Below are 16,733 nucleotides of genomic sequence, written 5' to 3'. Positions count from 1 at the left end.
CTCATTCCTCGGATTGCTGGCTCGACTTGCCGGCCTGATGCTCCACCCAGGTCTTGATGACCAGGGTCACGAGCGCCAGCAGTGCCAACAGGGAGGCCACCGCAAAGGCGGCGGCAAACTGGTATTCGTTGTAAAGAATCTCCACGTGCAGCGGCATCGTGTTGGTCTGACCGCGGATGTGGCCGGACACCACGCTCACTGCGCCGAACTCACCCATCGCGCGGGCGTTACACAGGATCACGCCATACAGCAGGCCCCATTTCACATTGGGCAGGGTCACGTACCAGAAGGTCTGCCAGCCCCGCGCGCCGAGCACCACGGCGGCCTCTTCCTCGTCGCGCCCCTGGGCTTCCATCAGCGGAATCAACTCGCGGGCCACGAAGGGGAAAGTCACGAAGACCGTAGCCAACACGATCCCCGGCACCGCAAAGACCACCTTCATGTCGTGCTCCGACAGCCACGGCCCGAACCAGCCTTGTGCACCGAAGACCAGCACGTAGATCAGGCCCGACACCACCGGCGACACCGAGAACGGCAGGTCGATCAGGGTGATCAGCAGATGCTTGCCGCGGAACTCGAACTTGGTGATCAACCAGGCCGCGGCCACGCCGAACACCAGGTTGAGCGGCACCGAGATCGCCGCCGCGGTCAGCGTCAGCTTGATCGCCGCCCACGCATCGGGCTCGATCAGCGCGGCGAAGTACACATCCCAACCCTTGCGCAGCGCCTCCACGAACACCGTGATCAGCGGCAGCAGCAGGAAGATGCCGAAGAAGGTCAGCGACACCGCCAGGATGCCCCACTTCACCAGCGCCGGCTCGCGCGTGGCGGCCTTCGACTCGAATCGGGCGGCGTGATCCGCCGACCCATGCAATACAGCAGCAGCGCCGGACATCAGCGTTCCCTCCCGGTACGTTTGGCAGTCCATGCCTGCAGACCGTTGATGATCAGCAGCAGCACGAACGAAATCAGCAGCATGACCACGGCGATGGCGGTGGCGCCGGCGTAGTCGTATTGCTCAAGCTTGGTAATGATCATCAGCGGCGTGATCTCGGACACCAGCGGAATGTTGCCGGCGATGAAGATCACCGAGCCGTATTCCCCCACCGCACGGGCAAAGGCCATCGCGAAGCCGGTCATCAGCGCCGGCAGCACGGTCGGAAAGACCACGTGTCGGAAAGCCTGCCAACGGTTCGCACCGAGGCTCACCGCCGCCTCCTCGTACTCGGTGTCCAGATCCTCGAGGATCGGCTGCACCGTACGCACCACGAAGGGCAGGCCAATGAAGATCAGCGCCACCAGCACGCCCAGCGGTGTGAAGGCCACCTGGATGCCTAGCGGCTCCAGCAGCTTGCCGACCCAGCCGTTCTTGGCATAAAGCGCGGTCAGCGCGATGCCGGCCACCGCCGTCGGCAGTGCGAACGGCAGATCCACCAGCGCATCAACCAGGCGCTTGCCGGGGAAGGAATAACGCACCAGTGCCCACGCCAGCATCAGGCCGAAGACGGTGTTGATCAGCGCGGCGATCAGCGACGCACCGAAGGTCAGGCGATAGGACGCCAGCACTCGCGGCGACGACACCGCGGCGATGAAGTGATCGGCACCGAGGGAGCCGGCCTTCAGGAAGACCGCCACCAGCGGGATCAGCACGATCAGCGACAGCCAGCTCAGCGTATAGCCGAGGCTGAGGCCGAAGCCCGGCAGCACCCGGGTCGAATTCGACGCAGCCATCAGCGTTTCACCACGATCTGGTCATACACGCCACCGTCGGCGAAATGGGTCTTCTGCACCGCATCCCAGCCACCCAGCTTGCCTTCCACCGTAAAGGTCTTCACAGCCGGGAAACGGCTGGAATACTTCTTCAGGATTGCCGGATCGACCGGGCGGAAGTGGTGCTTCGCGATGATCTCCTGGCCTTCCGGTGAGAACAGGAAGTTCAGATAAGCCGTGGCCTGCTTGCGCGTGCCGCGCTTGTCCACCACCTTGCTCACCACCGCCACCGGCGCGGCAGCCTCGATGGACAGGGACGGATAGACCACGTCGAACTTGTCGCCGCCCACTTCCTGATCGATCAGCACCGCCTCGTTCTCGAAGGTGATCAGCACGTCGCCGATGTCACGCTGGGTGAAGGTCGTCGTCGCCCCGCGGCCACCGCCGTCCAGCACCGGCACATTGGCGAACAGCTTGGTCACGAAGTCCCGCGCCCCGGCGTCGCTACCGGTCTTCTGCAGCGCATAGCCCCACGCTGCCAGATAGGTATAGCGGCCATTGCCGGAGGTCTTGGGGTTCGGCACGATCACCTGCAGGCCCGGACGGACCAGGTCGGACCAGTCCTTGATGCCCTTCGGGTTGCCCTTGCGTACCAGGAAAATGGTGTTCGTCGTGTAAGGCGCCGCGCCGTGCGGGAAGGCCTTCTGCCAATCGGCCGCAACCAGGCCCTGCCTGGCCAGCACGTTGATGTCCGGCGTCTGGTTCATCGTCACCACGTCCGCCTCCAGGCCCGACGCAACCGCCTGCACCTGCTTGCTCGAACCACCGTGGGACTGGTTGATCGTCAGCTTCTCCTTCGCCGTGCGCTGCCACTGGGCGATGAAGGCCGGATTGATGTCCTTGTAAAGCTCCCTCGACACATCGTAGGAAACATTCAGAAGCGTGGCATCGGCCAGGGCCGGCACCGCCGGCAAGACCATCAGGCCAGCCAGCAAGGCCAGTACAGGACGCAGCACGGTACGGGTCGGGGACATGGAATTCTCCTGTTTATCGAGTCAGGACCCGAGTCTAGGGAGGAGTCGCGATGCACCAAACCAATAAAAATGGCTTTGTATATTCCTGGGAGTGCAATAAGAACGGAAGAGACAGATTTGTGCGTTATAAAGAAGCACGCACAAGGCCTTGCCTTGGATCTCTGATCCTCGCCATGACACGGGGCAACGCCGGCGCTGTTTTCCGGCGCATGGATGCGGCCTCTAATCCCAAGAGCGCGCGTAAATCTACCGTTCGGCCTCAATCCACGAGAGTTCTGAAACCACGGAATTACAATTACTCATCATTGTAAAGCGCATGCTGTAGAGGCACAGGCCTAGAATTTCAATCAAGCCAACGAACAACAGGAGACCGGCATGCCTGCCCCGAGATTAGTTCTCTCGACCCTTCCCGTTGGCTGCATGTTGGTCTCTGCGGGGTTGCCGTCTGTCTCCTTTGCCGATGAAAGCCCTGCAACCCAGGGGCCAGCGCACACCTTCACCCATCAAGACCAGGCTCAGTGGGGCAACAAGCGTCTGGAACATTGGCGGGACCTACCGCATCGGCCAGGACAAAAACTGAATCCCTTTTTACGGTTGCCCCATGCCGGACACACGTCCGATGGGGTGTTTAGCTCTTCAACGCTAGCGGGTAGCTTCAAATGAAAACTCTCAAACTGCTTGCCGCACTGGTTGTGCTTGGCGCCGCCAGCGCGAATCCGGCCTGGGCAGACCGCGGCCATGCCCACGTGGGTGTAATGATCGGTGTCCCTCTTTATGCGCCGGCGTATTACCCCCCCTACTACTACTATCCCCCCTACTCACCGCCGGTCGTCATCGAGCGCACGGCTCCTCCGGTGTATATCCAGCAACAAGCGGCGCCGGCTCCGGCGGCCAATGTCTGGTATTTCTGCGCGGCGGCCAACGCCTATTATCCCTACGTCAAAGATTGCCCCGGTGGTTGGCAGCAGGTTCAGCCTCAACCTCCCGCACAACCTTGACCAGAGAGGATGATCATCATGAAAACATTCAAAGCCACTCTTGCGATCGGCCTCCCGCTGCTATTGCTTGCCGGATGCGTCACGATGCCCAATGGGCCGAGCGTCATGGCACTCCCGGGTAACGGGAAGACTTTCGATCAGTTCCGGGCCGACGATGCCGAGTGTCGCCAGTACGCGAGTTACCAGATCGGCGGTCGCGATGCCAATCAGGCAGCCACGGATGCGGGCGTGAAAAGCGCAGTGGTCGGGACTGCAGTCGGTGCGCTCGCCGGCGCGGCGATAGGTGGTCACAACGGAGCGGGGGCAGGCGCCGGCGCAGGATTGCTACTTGGCAGCGCGGCCGGCTCCGGCGCGGCCCAGAGCTCAGCCTACGGCACCCAACGCAGCTATGACCATGCCTATATCCAGTGCATGTATGCAAAGGGCGATCAAGTACCGATGGCCGCGGCACCGCAACAGCGCTATTCCGCCCCGCCTTCTGCGCCACAACCCGGCTATTACCCGCCGCCTCCCCCGCCGGGCTACCCGGGTCGTTAATAACGTACCGCAGCGTCCGATTCTTGCGAAAGCTACACGTACGGCGGTGACGCTGTGCTGGATCGGTAGATGTTCTATACCAAAGCCAAAAAACTTCCACTTCCAGTAAACCAAAGCAGGCGCAGAGGGAATCCACCGTCGTCAATGGAGCGATCGGGATGCTGGAAACTGGCACGAGCCGGGGGCACACCGAAAATCGGATACGTCTTTCGGACAACGCGAACGAATTGCGAATGCTGGCGGGGATCCGCGAGGGAAACCGACAGACGTTCGAGGCCTTCTATCGTCTCTATTTTCCCCGGCTGACGCGTTTCCTGGATCGGATATTGCGCAATACCTTACTCATGGAGGAGATCGTCAACGACACGATGTGGACCGTATGGCGCCGTGCCGACAGCTTCGATCAAAGCTGCAAGGTGTCCACCTGGATCTTTGCCATCGCTTACCGCAAGGCACTGAAAGCGCTCAAGACCTGGGATGCACCGATCGATGCCGACCCGGATCTGTATGCGGGGGAGGCCTGTCTTCAACCCGAAGCCATGCTCGATCGGCATGAGTTGAGCCAACTGGTAGGTGTTGCGCTCGATGCGATCCCGCTTGAGCAGCGCACAGTGGTCAATCTTGCCTACTATCATGGCATGCGCTACGAAGAGATCGCCGAGATCATGGATTGCCCTGTCAATACGGTGAAGTCGCGCATGTTGCATGCCCGTCGCCGGCTGAAGACTCTCCTCGCGGAGCAACTGGAGCCAGGCTCATGAACGGAAACATCATAGAACTGGAAACCTCCGAGCACCGGAATGTAGAAAAGCTGCTGCCCTGGCTGCTGGTCGATGGTCTGTCCGCAGCAGAACAGGCACGGGTCCGCCGGCATATCGAGGGCTGCCAGCAGTGCCAGGCCGATCTCGCTTGGCAGCGCCAGCTACTCCGGATGGGTGAGCCATCACGCTTCGCAGAGCCCGATGTGGAGCGAGCGTTCGCGGCCATGAGCGACAGGCTTGGGCCCGACTCCCGGTCATCCCCCCAGCGCTTTGCGTGGCTGAGCCTGCACAGCAGCTGGCTGCCGTGGGCCCTCGGCGCACAAAGCCTCGCCATCGCGCTGCTCTCCGTCGCACTGTGGCGAACCTCCGAAGCTCCGGCGCCATACCAAACCCTGGGTACCCCCGTGACGTCGAGCGGCAAGCTCCTCATCACCTTCAGGGAAGCCACCCCTGAAGCGGAGCTGCGGCGCATCCTGCGTGGTAGCAATACGCGAATCGTCAATGGGCCGACCCTCTCGGGCGGCTATGTGCTGAGTGCGGCGGACGTCCCCCTCGCGGTCAAGACACTGCGGCGGGAGCACGCCGTGACCCTGGCCGAGCCGCTCGCCGGAGTACGATGATGGTCAAGCTGTGCCTATGGCTATGCCTGGTGTGGAGCTTGGCCCCGGCCCTTGGTATGGCCGGCGGGCCGGAGGCGGACATCGCCGGCGAACGTCAGATTCTGGTCATGCTGCACATGCCACCACCGCACTTTCGCGCCGACGCCAACTATGGCGGCACCTATGCGGACCGCAGCGGACACCGGGCACGTCTCCGCATCGCCCGCGATCTGGCCGACACCTATGGTCTGAAGCTGATAACCGATTGGCCGATGGAGGAACTGGGCATCGATTGCTACGTCATGGAGCTTCCCTCCATGGCCACTCCCGGCCCGACCCTCCTGCATCTGGCCCAGGATCCACGCGTGGAATGGGCACAACCGATGGGCGTGTACCTGGCCCAACAGAGACACGATCCCTTGTTCCCAACACAACCCGGCGCCCAACTGTGGCACCTGGACGAGTTGCATCGACGCACGACCGGACGCGATGTACGGGTGGCGGTCATTGACAGCGGCATCGATGATATACATCCCGACCTCGCGGGCCAGGTCATCATCAAGGAAAATTTCGTCGATGAAAGGGCTTATGCAGCGGAAACCCACGGCACGGCCGTAGCCGGAATCATCGCGGCACGGGCCGGCAACGGTGTCGGCATAGAGGGCGTCGCCCCCGACGCCCGTCTGATGGCATTGCGTGCCTGCTGGGAACAAACCCCTACCCGGACCGTATGCAACAGCTTTACTCTCGGCAAGGCACTCAATTTCGCACTGTCTCACCAAGCCCAGGTGATCAACCTGAGCCTGAGCGGGCCGCCTGACCGTCTGCTTGCGCACCTGCTGGATCTGGCGCTGGAGCGCGGCATCACCGTTGTCGCCGCAATCGATCCGCTGCATCCGGATGGTGGATTCCCGGCCTCCCATCACGGCGTTATTGCGGTGGCCGCGGATCATGTCGGCGCCACCGGAACGGACTGTTTGCGTGCCCCGGGACAGGACATCCCCAGCACGGCCCCCGGTGCGCGCTGGACGTTCGTATCCGGGGCATCCTTCGCAGCCGCCCACGTATCCGGCCTGCTTGCCTTGCTGGAGGAATTGCGGCCCGGCCAACCTGCAGCTCGCGCGATACTGGCCCAGGCGGGTACCATCGACGCCTGTGCGGCGGTCGCCCGCACCACCGGGAGCTGCCTGTGCGCCTGTACGACCATGATGGTATTGCCAAGCCTGCCATGAGCCCATGAGTCCGCCACCGGACGCCTTCGGGGCAGCGCTGACGCATATGTCCCCGCCACGCCGAAGCGTGGCGGTGCTGGCCCTGCTGTTCGCGCCCGCCGCAATGGCGCAGCTCGGCGGCAGTGCCACGCTGGCTTCGGACTACCGCTTCCGCGGAGTCTCCCTGAGCAGGGGCCGGCCCGTGCCCCAATTGACCCTGGACTACAACGGCCAGGAGGGCGGCTACGCCGGACTGTTTGCCTCCCAGGTCGCCTTTCCCAGCGATGGCACAGGAACCCAGTTCACTGCCTACACCGGTTATGCCAGGCGCTGGCAGCCGGGATTGAGCTGGGAGTGCGGGATCGCCGACACACACTTCAGGCACGCCACCGGCTACGACTACGCGGAAGGCTTCGTCGGTCTCTCGTCGAGAAGGCTCAGCGCCCGTCTGTATTACGCCCCCAGCTATTTCGGCGAGTTGAAACACACCCTCTACGCCGAACTCAACAGCGCTTACCCGCTCGCCGAACACCTGCACCTCACGACCCATGCCGGGCATCTGCATGCGCTGACTGGAACGGTCGCAAGCGCGCCAAGCTCACGCAACGATCTGCGTATCGGGCTGAATCTCGACAGCGGCGACTGGACCGTGCAATTGGCATGGATCGCCGTACAGCAACGCACACCACGGTCTGCCTACGACAACGCGGACCAAGGCACATCGCACACGTTCATGCTGAGTACGTCTTACGCGTTCTGAGACGAACCTTGCCGGGACGAATATTTTCGTCATCACCGGAAACCCTTCAGCCCCTCCCGGGAATGTACCGGACACAGGAGTCGCTCCTGACTTCTTGGAGGGGAAACACCATGAAAGCACAACGTGAGATCAAGGGCTTCGTGACGGCCGTCGCGGCCACTATCGGACTGCTGGCGTGCGGTGGCGGCGGCGGTCACATGCCTCCCGTGGGCACCGTCTATACGGCAACCAGCCTGGTAGTCGATATGGCCACGACACCGGGCTATGGCAGCACAAACACCCGTCAGATCGATCCCAACCTCGTCAATGCCTGGGGCCTGGCCTTCAACCCGACCGGCTTCGCGTGGGTGGCCAACAACGGCACATCGACCTCGACACTCTACGACGGGAACGGCGTTCCGCAGTCCCTGGTGGTTTCGATCCCCGCCGGACAGACCGGGTCCGCCTCACCGACCGGCATCGTCTTCAACCCGACGCAGGGCTTCATGATCAGCCAGGCCGGGCTGTCCGGCGCCAGCGCCTTCATCTTCGCCGGAGAGGGCGGCACCATCGCCGGATGGTCACCAGCCGTTGACCGCACCCACGCCGTGACGGTCATCGACAAGGGGGCCGGCAGTACGGTGTACAAAGGGCTGGCGATCTCCGCCTTCGGAGGCGCCAACTACATCTACGCGACCGACTTCCACAACAATCGCATCGACGTTTACGACGCCAGCTTCAATCCCGCCTCCCTGCCCGGGAGCTTCACCGACCCGGCCATGCCCGCCGGCTATGCGCCCTTCGGCATCCAGGCCATCGGCGGCAACATCTATGTTGCCTACGCCCTCCAGGACAGCGCTGCGCACGACGAAGTCGGCGGCGCCGGACTGGGCCTGATCGATGCCTACGACAGCGGCGGCACCTTCATCAAGCGCCTGGTGTCGCCGGGCGGAGCCCTGAACGCCCCGTGGGGCATGGCGATGGCGCCGGCCAACTTCGGCAGGTTCAGCGGCGACCTGCTGGTGAGCAATTTCGGCGACGGCAAGATCAATGCGTTCGATCCCGTCACCGGCAATTTCCAGGGCACGCTCGGCAAAGCTGAAGGACAACCCATCGTGATCGACGGTCTGTGGGCCATCGCCTTCGGGAACGGACTCAACAACCAACCGACAAACACCCTCTTCTTCACCGCCGGGCCGGGTGATGAAGCCCACGGTGCCTACGGCCGGATCGACGTGAAGTAGGGCCTGCCGACTCTTCGCAGAGGTGCCGCATGTCAAAGCAAGACACCGCCCTGCTGGCTGGCTGGCTGCCGGGGCTTGGCCGCACTGCTCCTTGCGCTGCTCTGCTGCACCGTTGCGGCCCCGGCCCGGGCGGTTCCCAGCTTTGCCCGCCAGACCGGCTTCGACTGCATGACCTGCCATGTGAGCTGGCCGGAACTGACCCCGACCGGCCGGCAGTTCAAGCTGAACGCCTATACCCTTGGCGAGAAGCGCATGCTGCCAATAGCCGGCATGCTGCAGGTATCGAGAACATCCACCGCCCACCGCGACGCCAATACGCCCGACGCGTTCCGGAAGGACGGCAACATCGTGCTGCAGCAAGCCAGCTTGTTCCTGTCGGACAAACTCGCCGAACACCTCGGCGTGTTCTCGCAGTGGTCCTACGACGGCGTCGCCCACCACAGCGGCATCGACAACGTGGATCTGCGCTACGCCAACCAGCTCGAGGCCGGCGGGCAAGATCTGTTGTACGGCATCACCCTGCACAACAACCCCACCGTGCAGGACGTCTACAACACCGGAGAGCCCATCGGCGGCAGCACCAAGGGCAGCCCGGATAGCACGGGAATGATCGGCGAACTGAATTACCTGCCCCGGCGGGACATGCGCCTGACGCTGCAATACACCGCCTACCGCAAGTTCAATGGCGCCGCCAACAACTACGATGGATTCGGCCGCAATGCCAGGGACAACACGCTGCTCCTGCTCGGCTGGTTCATGTTCTGACGCGGAGAAACGGACATGAAAAACACGAGCCCCGGCCGCCGTACGCTGCTCAAACAGGGCTCCGCCCTGCTGCTGTCACTCCCGATCTACTTCCTCGCCAAGCCAACCCTGGCCGGCAAGGCCTCCAAAATCGCCTTCCATTACCAGGATCATCCGCGGGGAGAACAGAGCTGCTCGGCCTGCGTCGCCTTCATTCCACCCGAGAACGGCAGCGCGGCTCAAGCGGTTCAGCCACCTCGGACGTCCGGCAAGGTGTCGGATAGCAAGTTGCATGAGGAAATCATGGCGGGTGTGGATGATTCGGCCTTGTGCCTGATGTCAGCTCGACGGGCCGTAGAAAAACTGGGGATGACGCAGGCGGGAGCCGAAGAGGTGTTCTGCGCCACCTTGCCACCTCAAGTCCCCTGAAGTAGCCCGATTAGCCTGCTGCGGTAGGCATCAAGAAACGCGGCGTATCCAATGGCCTGTCCATGAAACAGGAGGTACTTCACGGCGCTGCCCATGCTTTCGGGTTTGTCGATCTGTTCCGGCTTGTAGAAGGTGCCGAATCGGTTAGCTTCTCGGTGGAACTCCAGAACGGCTTCCTCGCCGATGAGGTCACGCAGGGGCTTCAGCAACTGAGTCCAGAGTGCTCCGGAGCCAAGATAAGCCAAGGGATGGAACTCGCCACCATCGGTTGGGTAGGTGAAACCGAACTGGAGGTAGCTGGCGGAACCCCGCTGATCGAATCCAAGGCTCTCCATCTGTTCGATCAGTTCGGCGACAACAGGTAGATCATCGGGGGAAACTTGTTTCAGCAACTGTCCCCTGGTCATGGGGAGGGCTGCGGCCTTCACCGTTCTGGATTCCTGTACCCGCCCACCGGATGTACCTTGGTATTCGTCAGTCACCTGTGCGCTGGCTGTGACCGGGGTGTTGGGGCGAATATCGACCACCACCACATGCCGGGATACTTCGCGGGTCTTAAGTACCGTGCGGGGAATCACCAGTCGCTGGGAGCCGTGGGTGTAAAACTTCAGTTCAATCAGGCCGAATTTGAAAGGGGAACTGTTGCCCTGCTCGTTGAGCCAGTGCGTTACCCGCTCGACCCCAACATGAATCCCATCCGAAACGATGAGCAGCAGGATTTCGCCTCGGCGTAGATGGCGCTCGAGAGCTTCATCGAAGTCATCAGACAATACGGCAGCCTGGCTTTGCTCGCCGGCAAGACGAGACACGCAATCGCGGATGCTCTCGTCTGGACGAAGTGAGGGAGATTGGCAGCGTTTGATCCGTCCTTCCAATTCCATGATGGGCATCTGGCCGACGGCCATCCCGTATTGGAGGGTCTGGGCAATGACCTCACGGATGCCTTCGGGGTTTCGGTAGAGCTTGGTTTCGACAATGACCAGATAACCGTCATTGGTTACCAGCAGATTGTCGATACGCCCGAGGAAGCCGCCCAGATCGAGGGAGACTTCTCTGCCCAGTGAAAACAGGCTTGTGGTGGATGGCAGGTATTCGCGTACCGGCAACACGTTGGGGGTCGCATCGATGAGTTCCTGAAGTAGGCTTTCATCGAACGAGTTGGGGTCGTCGCGCCTAACCGAAATGCCGGATAGCGGCGTGAACACTCGCTTTTCCATGCCTTCGGTGAAGACAATCGGCGTGCCTATACTCATTTGCCCCTCCCTGGTCTATGAGTACGGCATGATAGTCCGAGCGCGGCTGTAAGCCCAGGCCCTTGGGCACTGAACCGCGCAAGGCCTGCCTTGGATGTTGAACGTCCACTTTCGAAGTTTGGCCATTTTTCGCTTCGGGTCGGATGCCGTCCTACGTCGATATCGAAGGCTGACATTGACCGTCATCAGTGGCTTAACGGCAAGTAGCTGGCGGATAACCGACCGATCCTGATCAGAGGCCGAAGAAGAGCCTGTCACATCAACGGCAGCCTCTCGGCCATTACAGTCGGTGGACTGCTGACGGTAGTCAGGCCGCAAAGCGCCGGTCACCTGCCATTCGTCCGTGAGGCGACCGCGAACGACAGCTTCACATTCGGCGAACTGGAGCTATCACCCCCTGAACAGTCGTTGGCAAGCCGCGAATGCGGACATTCGCGGCTGGATCCTAGGCCTTGTGGGCTACGATAAGTGCCGTATCAACGGTGAAGCTACCGTCACCCCCTATTTCGAAGTAATCGGTCACCGCTGCGGAAGCACGGCGTTGTAGAGATCTGATAGCGGTAACGTGGGCTTCAGGAGTATTCATCCGCTCTATCCAAGACATGAATTCCAATCGTAGCCTGTATTTCGACACTTGACCCACTTGGAAACCAACGGATGCCAACGAAGATTTCCATTCATCCAGAGAGGCATTGCGGACATGCGAGGGATCTCGCAAAAGTTCCATGCTCTGCAGCCAGGTATCGAGTAGGGGCACACCGGGTGTAACGACATCCATAAAGATCGCGATCCCTCCGGACTTCATGACCCTCATCATTTGGGCCAAGCCTTTGGTAAATGCATGCCAATGATGCGCGCTATAGCGGCTTGCGACGACGTCAAATGACTCTGAAGGGCACGAAAGCGCCTCGGCTGCGCCTTGCTTGGTGACGATGTTGCTCAGACCGCGCCTTTGCGCTTCTGCGGCGACCGTTGCCAACATAGCGTCCGAGAGATCGTAGGCGACAACCTTATTGACCAGGCCGGCCATTCGGAAAGCCACATGTCCGCCACCACAGCCCATGTCCAAGGAGACGGCATCCGGGCGTTGCCCGATCAAGCTTGCCATGAGTTCAAGGTCATCCCCTTGTGCATGCACTGCGCTGGAGAGATAGGCATTGGCCCGTGAGGTGTATTGCTCGATGACAACAGCGTTATGAGTATCGGTTTTCATGGAGACTCCGAAAATGAAAGGGCGAGACAGCATTGTCTGGTCCACAATATCCCATTACAAGTAGAGCAGTTATCCTGGTATAAAAAGCGCTATGAACGAAGCAGATCAGCGGCAAATGCTCGGTGCGTTTATCCGAGCTCATCGTGAACGTTTATCTCCGCCAAAAACGGGAGGCCGCCGACGTACGCCTGGACTAAGACGAGAGGAATTGGCCGATGCGGCTGGATTAGGCGTCACTTGGATCACTTGGCTGGAGCAAGGCCGCGAAGTAAAAGCCTCCGTTACTGCCCTTTCTCGCCTTGCCGAAGCACTGCAACTGTCCGCGGCGGAGCGGGCATCGCTTTTTGATTTAGCCGGGGAAAAGGATCCGAAGTTAAAAAATGAGAACGTTGACGACCTTTTGCCTTCACTGGTCGAGTTGCCCGGATTAATGTCTGCACCAGCGTATCTGCTTGACCATACCTGGACTGCCATGGCCTGGAATCAGGCTGCAGCAGATCTGTTTGTCGGCTGGCTGGATCAGGTATCAGAGGATCGGAGTTTGCTCAGATATGTGTTTCTCTCCCCGGTCGCAAGAAAAATTATCGCCGATTGGGAAATCCGAGCCCAGCGGCTCGTCGCCGAGTTTCGAGCTGACTTCAATCGCCGTCCGGGTGATGCAGCCATGAAGTCTCTAGTGGAGCGGTTGTGCCGGGATAGCGAGTTGTTTGTCTTTTATTGGCGAAAGCACGATGTGTTGCATCGAGAGGGTGGGGAACGTCAGTTCAACCACCCTGTGCTGGGTGAATTGAAATTCAAGCAAACAACCCTGCTGGTTGCTTTGCAACAGGACATCAAGCTGGTCTGCCTAGCCCCGAACTGACTGGCACGGATATACGCAGCTTTGCTTAAGGAGACGCTGAACAAATCCCCGCCCAGCCTCTCCCGAGCGAGTTTCCGGCCAAGTCCATTCAAACATGCTGACCGCCAGGCATCAAAAGACCGATTTTCGAGGAGCATGCCTCCGATTTCACCGCTCAGGACGCACCTCGGGCATGCATCGCCGGCATGCGCCTTTGGGCGAGCAGCAGATTGGCGAAGCCAAACAGCGAGAACAGGTGCGCCTCGTTCTTTGCCAGCCCGCGATAGCGGGTCTTGCGATGCCGGAAGAGGTTCTTGATCACATGGAAGGGATGCTCTACCTTCGCCCGGATGCTCGCCTTGAGCTTCTCAAAGCGCTCCTGCAACCGACCCAACGCATCGGCGGGCAGGGCCTTGCGCACGCTGCGCTTCATCGCCACCAGCCATTCAACGGTCTTGCTCTGGTTCTCGGGGCGTTTCTCGACGCCTTGATAACCCGCATCGCCGAACACGCTGTGCTCCTTGCCGTGCCCCGCCGGGCTGCCCGGGTCGTTAATAATGCACGTCAGTGACGCCGTGCTGGATCGGTAAATGTTCCATACCTGTACCGACCGTACCGACCCAGCAGATGCGCCACGGTCCGGCAACCAAAGGATGGGTTCTCCTCGATCATCGCCTTGATCGGCAGCAACGCGGCTATTCGCGCAAACTGATCGTCACACAACCACACACCTACCATCCTGTCCCTGCCGAAAAGTCGGAAATCCAGGCTTCAAGCACCAATCAGGAAGGCGGCGACGAGATATGTGCGCCGCCTTCCTGCCGATCAAGCCCCTCTTTCAGCAGCCCTCAGCGCCTCGAACAGATCCCGCATCTCCTGCGCCAGCATCGAGCAGGCCCACAGGTAATTGTCCTGTAGCGTCGGATTCATGCGCCGGAAGGCATCCCCCGCATCGCCATAGGTCATGGCCAGCAAGGACAGCAACTGCACCTGACGGGCGGAAAGCTGATCGACGATGGCCAGCGCATTGGCCTCCTCGGCCAACCGGTAGAACGACCCCGCCGGCGCGGGGAAACTGAGCGGCGTATTCATCGCGGCGCCCTCCCCTCGCCCCGTTCCCGGCGCGGAAGAAGCGGAACAATTACGACGGCATTACGAATGGACGCGTGCGAACCGACGCACGCCAGGGTGGAAACGACCATGGTGCGGACTCCTTGTTGATGGACTGATCCGCCATCCGCTGCGAAACGGGGGGCGGGCCAAAGCGGGGTTCGCAGACCGGCAACAAGGAACCGGCAGGCCGAAGCCTCCCCACCCGGCCCGCCATTGAGCTTGGACGCACCAAGGGTGTACGGACAAAAAAATAGCCGCGGCGCGGCTGTTGTCCGCCTTGCTGTACCGGGCTGCGAAACCCGGTCGCTGTTGTTTCAGCGACGGGCGGGAGTATCGGCTGCGTGTTGCGGGGGCGTCAAGAGACGGTGTTGATGGCATGAATGACGAAATCGTCAAACCCTCGCGCTGTCTGCCAGATCTGAAAATTGTGAACTGCTCCGCTGCGAGGACGTTCCTGCATGGCCAACAATGGGCGGCAGGAGTCAGCCAGGAGCAGACCTACTGCCTAGCATCTGGGCGTACGGTATGATGCTTTTCGCATTCGCCTGACACTTGGGAAGGATCAATGCGAGACGCAACACCTCCGCCCTTTTACATAGTTATCGATTGATGAAAACTCACGACCACTCACGAGAAATGCCTGAGGTAATGAAGGCACTACAGCTTCACGACTCATTGAAGGTGTATCGGGAAGCTATGGATGCCATGCAGTTTCATGACCCGATGAAAGAAGCTCGCGAAGCGATGAAGGCGCTCCAACTTCAAGATCCCTTGAAGGAATATCGGGAAGCTTTAAAGGCTATTCAACATCTTGACCCAATGAAGGATATTCGCGAAACAATAAAGGGGCTGCATTTACAAGATCCTTTGAAGGAGTATCGGGATGCCATCAAGGCCATTCAACTTCACGACCCGATGCGAGAAATTCGTGAAGCGATGAAGGTGATCCAAATTCAAGACCCGTTGAAGGGGTATCGGGAAGCTATGAAGGCCATTCACCTTCATGACCCGATGAAAGAGATTCGCGAAGCGATTAAGGCGTTCCGACTTCAAGACCCCTTGAAGGAATATCAGGAGGCCATGAAAGCAACCCAGAGTTCAATGCGGGAGATAAGCGACGGGCTCAAAGCACTGGGCCTGGAAAACATTCTTAAGAAAATATCACAACAAGAATGGCCCCTGGCTCACGCCACGGTTGATGGCGGTATCACAGTAAATGCTGATAACACGGTTACGCTAGATTCCACCACATTGAGTTGTTCTGAAGTCCAGCAGATTGCAAACGAGATTGTCGATAGAACGTTCAACCGATCGTCCGAACAAATTGAGACTGTGGTTGCAACGCTGGTTGCAGAAATTCGCGCCTTAAAGAATCCTCCTCTCGAAAAGTTTTTATCGCTGCTCATCTATCCAATAATCGTTGCGCTAATATTTTCTATTATCAACCCGATCACGGACTATTACATCAAAGAATCCCTGGGTGCAGAGAAACGAGAAGTCGCGAAGAAAATTCGAAAGCATGTGCTTGCGTTTACCAGCGACATTGGCGCATTGGACGCATACCGGCTAGTGTCGAGGAAATACCTCGATGTGCGCACTAATCCATCAGCCCAATCGCCATCCCTTGGGCGCCTACAGTTCGGTCAAGTGGTGATGCTGATTGAACGGCGAAAGGATTGGTCGCTAGTCGCTTGGTCTGACGACGAAACCGAGGTGGCTATCCAAGGTTGGGTGTTTTCTAGGTACTTAGGAAAATTCCGGTGAGCATAACCAGAGCGCCAACCAATCAATGCACCGGACCTGCGCGAAAAGCCGCGTAGGCCGGTGATTTCAAACTTTGAACGTCCGCTTCCTCAAGTCCAGAGCGTCGGCTTTGGGTCGGTAGCGGTCTCTTGTACGCCTCGGAAGAAAGCCAATGTCTCCTCGAGGTCATAATCATCCGCCGTATTGCATGTGCGAATTCTGTCAGCCAAGCAAACTCTCCAAAGAGAGTCATGTCACCGCAGATCTCTTTTCGACGGAAAATACCCGCCACAGCTACACGGTTCCTATGGTCTGCTCTGCGTGCGGAAACGCTGTGTTCCTCTACCAATCTAAGCATGGAGGAAGAGCTATCTTTGACGAATTGGGTCCGCCATGGCCCAAGCACCCTTGCTCTGACGGAGCCAGAGCCGTGCGGCTGACAGCATCGGTAGCTGCGGATCAGTCCCTACCAACCAGACGTTACTCTTGCAAGAGGCCGGCTGGCTGCCTATTACTGATATGCTCGTCGATTCCGTCGGCTCAAATCATGTTCGGTTGCACATA

The 16,733-nt window shown here is 59.9% G+C and carries 17 protein-coding genes and 1 pseudogene; 11 read left to right on the top strand and 7 right to left on the bottom strand.

Annotated features, from left to right (window positions below):
- Nucleotide 1: 1 nt before the first annotated feature.
- Genes cysW through AC1PPK_RS15845 form a run of 3 tightly spaced genes read right to left on the bottom strand, consistent with a single transcriptional unit; the run spans nucleotide 2 to nucleotide 2,744 of the window.
- Nucleotides 2-895, bottom strand: coding sequence for a sulfate ABC transporter permease subunit CysW (cysW, locus tag AC1PPK_RS15855; RefSeq protein WP_481118231.1), 894 nt, complete (start codon nucleotides 893-895; stop codon nucleotides 2-4).
- Nucleotides 895-1,731: a sulfate ABC transporter permease subunit CysT gene (gene cysT / locus AC1PPK_RS15850; protein WP_481113993.1), complete on the bottom strand. Its 837-nt coding sequence runs from the start codon at nucleotides 1,729-1,731 to the stop codon at nucleotides 895-897. The genes cysW and cysT overlap by 1 nt, the downstream gene beginning before the upstream one ends.
- Complete coding sequence (locus AC1PPK_RS15845) at nucleotides 1,731-2,744, bottom strand: sulfate ABC transporter substrate-binding protein (protein WP_481113992.1); 1,014 nt, start codon at nucleotides 2,742-2,744, stop codon at nucleotides 1,731-1,733. Before AC1PPK_RS15845 ends, cysT begins: the two co-directional genes overlap by 1 nt.
- A gap of 659 nt (nucleotides 2,745-3,403) precedes the next feature.
- Here AC1PPK_RS15845 and AC1PPK_RS15840 point away from each other — a divergent pair.
- The 9 genes from AC1PPK_RS15840 to AC1PPK_RS15800 all read left to right on the top strand — a co-directional run bounded on the left by AC1PPK_RS15840 (nucleotide 3,404) and on the right by AC1PPK_RS15800 (nucleotide 10,006).
- On the top strand, nucleotides 3,404-3,742 hold the full coding sequence (locus tag AC1PPK_RS15840) for a hypothetical protein (protein ID WP_481113991.1): 339 nt from the start codon (nucleotides 3,404-3,406) through the stop codon (nucleotides 3,740-3,742).
- A 9-nt stretch (nucleotides 3,743-3,751) separates the two neighbouring features.
- Nucleotides 3,752-4,279: a hypothetical protein gene (locus AC1PPK_RS15835; RefSeq protein WP_481113990.1), complete on the top strand. Its 528-nt coding sequence runs from the start codon at nucleotides 3,752-3,754 to the stop codon at nucleotides 4,277-4,279.
- Nucleotides 4,280-4,437: 158 nt separating this feature from the next.
- Complete coding sequence (locus AC1PPK_RS15830) at nucleotides 4,438-5,040, top strand: RNA polymerase sigma factor (protein ID WP_481113989.1); 603 nt, start codon at nucleotides 4,438-4,440, stop codon at nucleotides 5,038-5,040.
- Complete coding sequence (locus AC1PPK_RS15825; RefSeq protein ID WP_481113988.1) at nucleotides 5,037-5,660, top strand: zf-HC2 domain-containing protein; 624 nt, start codon at nucleotides 5,037-5,039, stop codon at nucleotides 5,658-5,660. The genes AC1PPK_RS15830 and AC1PPK_RS15825 overlap by 4 nt, the downstream gene beginning before the upstream one ends.
- Nucleotides 5,657-6,871: a S8 family peptidase gene (locus AC1PPK_RS15820; RefSeq protein WP_481113987.1), complete on the top strand. Its 1,215-nt coding sequence runs from the start codon at nucleotides 5,657-5,659 to the stop codon at nucleotides 6,869-6,871. The genes AC1PPK_RS15825 and AC1PPK_RS15820 overlap by 4 nt, the downstream gene beginning before the upstream one ends.
- 73 nt (nucleotides 6,872-6,944) lie before the next feature.
- Nucleotides 6,945-7,610 (top strand): TorF family putative porin, encoded by a 666-nt coding sequence (locus AC1PPK_RS15815; protein ID WP_481113986.1) that lies wholly within the window; start codon nucleotides 6,945-6,947, stop codon nucleotides 7,608-7,610.
- A gap of 110 nt (nucleotides 7,611-7,720) precedes the next feature.
- Nucleotides 7,721-8,833 carry a TIGR03118 family protein gene (locus AC1PPK_RS15810; protein ID WP_481113985.1) on the top strand — a complete coding sequence of 371 codons (1,113 nt, stop codon included), beginning with the start codon at nucleotides 7,721-7,723 and terminating at the stop codon, nucleotides 8,831-8,833.
- A 75-nt stretch (nucleotides 8,834-8,908) separates the two neighbouring features.
- A complete protein-coding gene (locus tag AC1PPK_RS15805) occupies nucleotides 8,909-9,598 on the top strand; it encodes a hypothetical protein (protein WP_481113984.1) in 690 nt (229 codons plus the stop codon).
- A gap of 15 nt (nucleotides 9,599-9,613) precedes the next feature.
- Nucleotides 9,614-10,006 (top strand): hypothetical protein, encoded by a 393-nt coding sequence (locus AC1PPK_RS15800; protein ID WP_481113983.1) that lies wholly within the window; start codon nucleotides 9,614-9,616, stop codon nucleotides 10,004-10,006.
- Here AC1PPK_RS15800 and AC1PPK_RS15795 read toward each other — a convergent pair.
- Together AC1PPK_RS15795 and AC1PPK_RS15790 are read right to left on the bottom strand one after the other, a co-directional pair.
- Entirely contained in the window at nucleotides 9,994-11,259 is a 1,266-nt protein-coding gene (locus tag AC1PPK_RS15795; RefSeq protein ID WP_481113982.1) for a hypothetical protein, read from the bottom strand. The two genes, AC1PPK_RS15800 and AC1PPK_RS15795, sit on opposite strands and share 13 nt — an antisense overlap.
- Before the next feature lie 445 nt (nucleotides 11,260-11,704).
- Nucleotides 11,705-12,472 (bottom strand): class I SAM-dependent methyltransferase, encoded by a 768-nt coding sequence (locus AC1PPK_RS15790; RefSeq protein ID WP_481113981.1) that lies wholly within the window; start codon nucleotides 12,470-12,472, stop codon nucleotides 11,705-11,707.
- A gap of 91 nt (nucleotides 12,473-12,563) precedes the next feature.
- On the opposite strand from AC1PPK_RS15790, the gene AC1PPK_RS15785 reads away from it, so the two are divergent.
- Nucleotides 12,564-13,334 carry a helix-turn-helix transcriptional regulator gene (locus AC1PPK_RS15785; protein ID WP_481113980.1) on the top strand — a complete coding sequence of 257 codons (771 nt, stop codon included), beginning with the start codon at nucleotides 12,564-12,566 and terminating at the stop codon, nucleotides 13,332-13,334.
- Nucleotides 13,335-13,488: 154 nt separating this feature from the next.
- Here the strand turns inward: AC1PPK_RS15785 and AC1PPK_RS15780 are convergent.
- Nucleotides 13,489-13,842, bottom strand: a pseudogene (locus tag AC1PPK_RS15780) (transposase); the annotation flags it as partial.
- A gap of 296 nt (nucleotides 13,843-14,138) precedes the next feature.
- Entirely contained in the window at nucleotides 14,139-14,405 is a 267-nt protein-coding gene (locus tag AC1PPK_RS15775; RefSeq protein WP_481113979.1) for a hypothetical protein, read from the bottom strand.
- A 630-nt stretch (nucleotides 14,406-15,035) separates the two neighbouring features.
- On the opposite strand from AC1PPK_RS15775, the gene AC1PPK_RS15770 reads away from it, so the two are divergent.
- Nucleotides 15,036-16,190, top strand: a complete 1,155-nt coding sequence (locus tag AC1PPK_RS15770; protein WP_481113978.1) for an SH3 domain-containing protein — start codon at nucleotides 15,036-15,038, stop codon at nucleotides 16,188-16,190.
- Nucleotides 16,191-16,733: the final 543 nt, after the last annotated feature.

It is taken from the genome of Zoogloea sp. JDB1, assembly GCF_056724025.1.
This window is presented reverse-complemented; position numbering and strand designations above follow the sequence as displayed.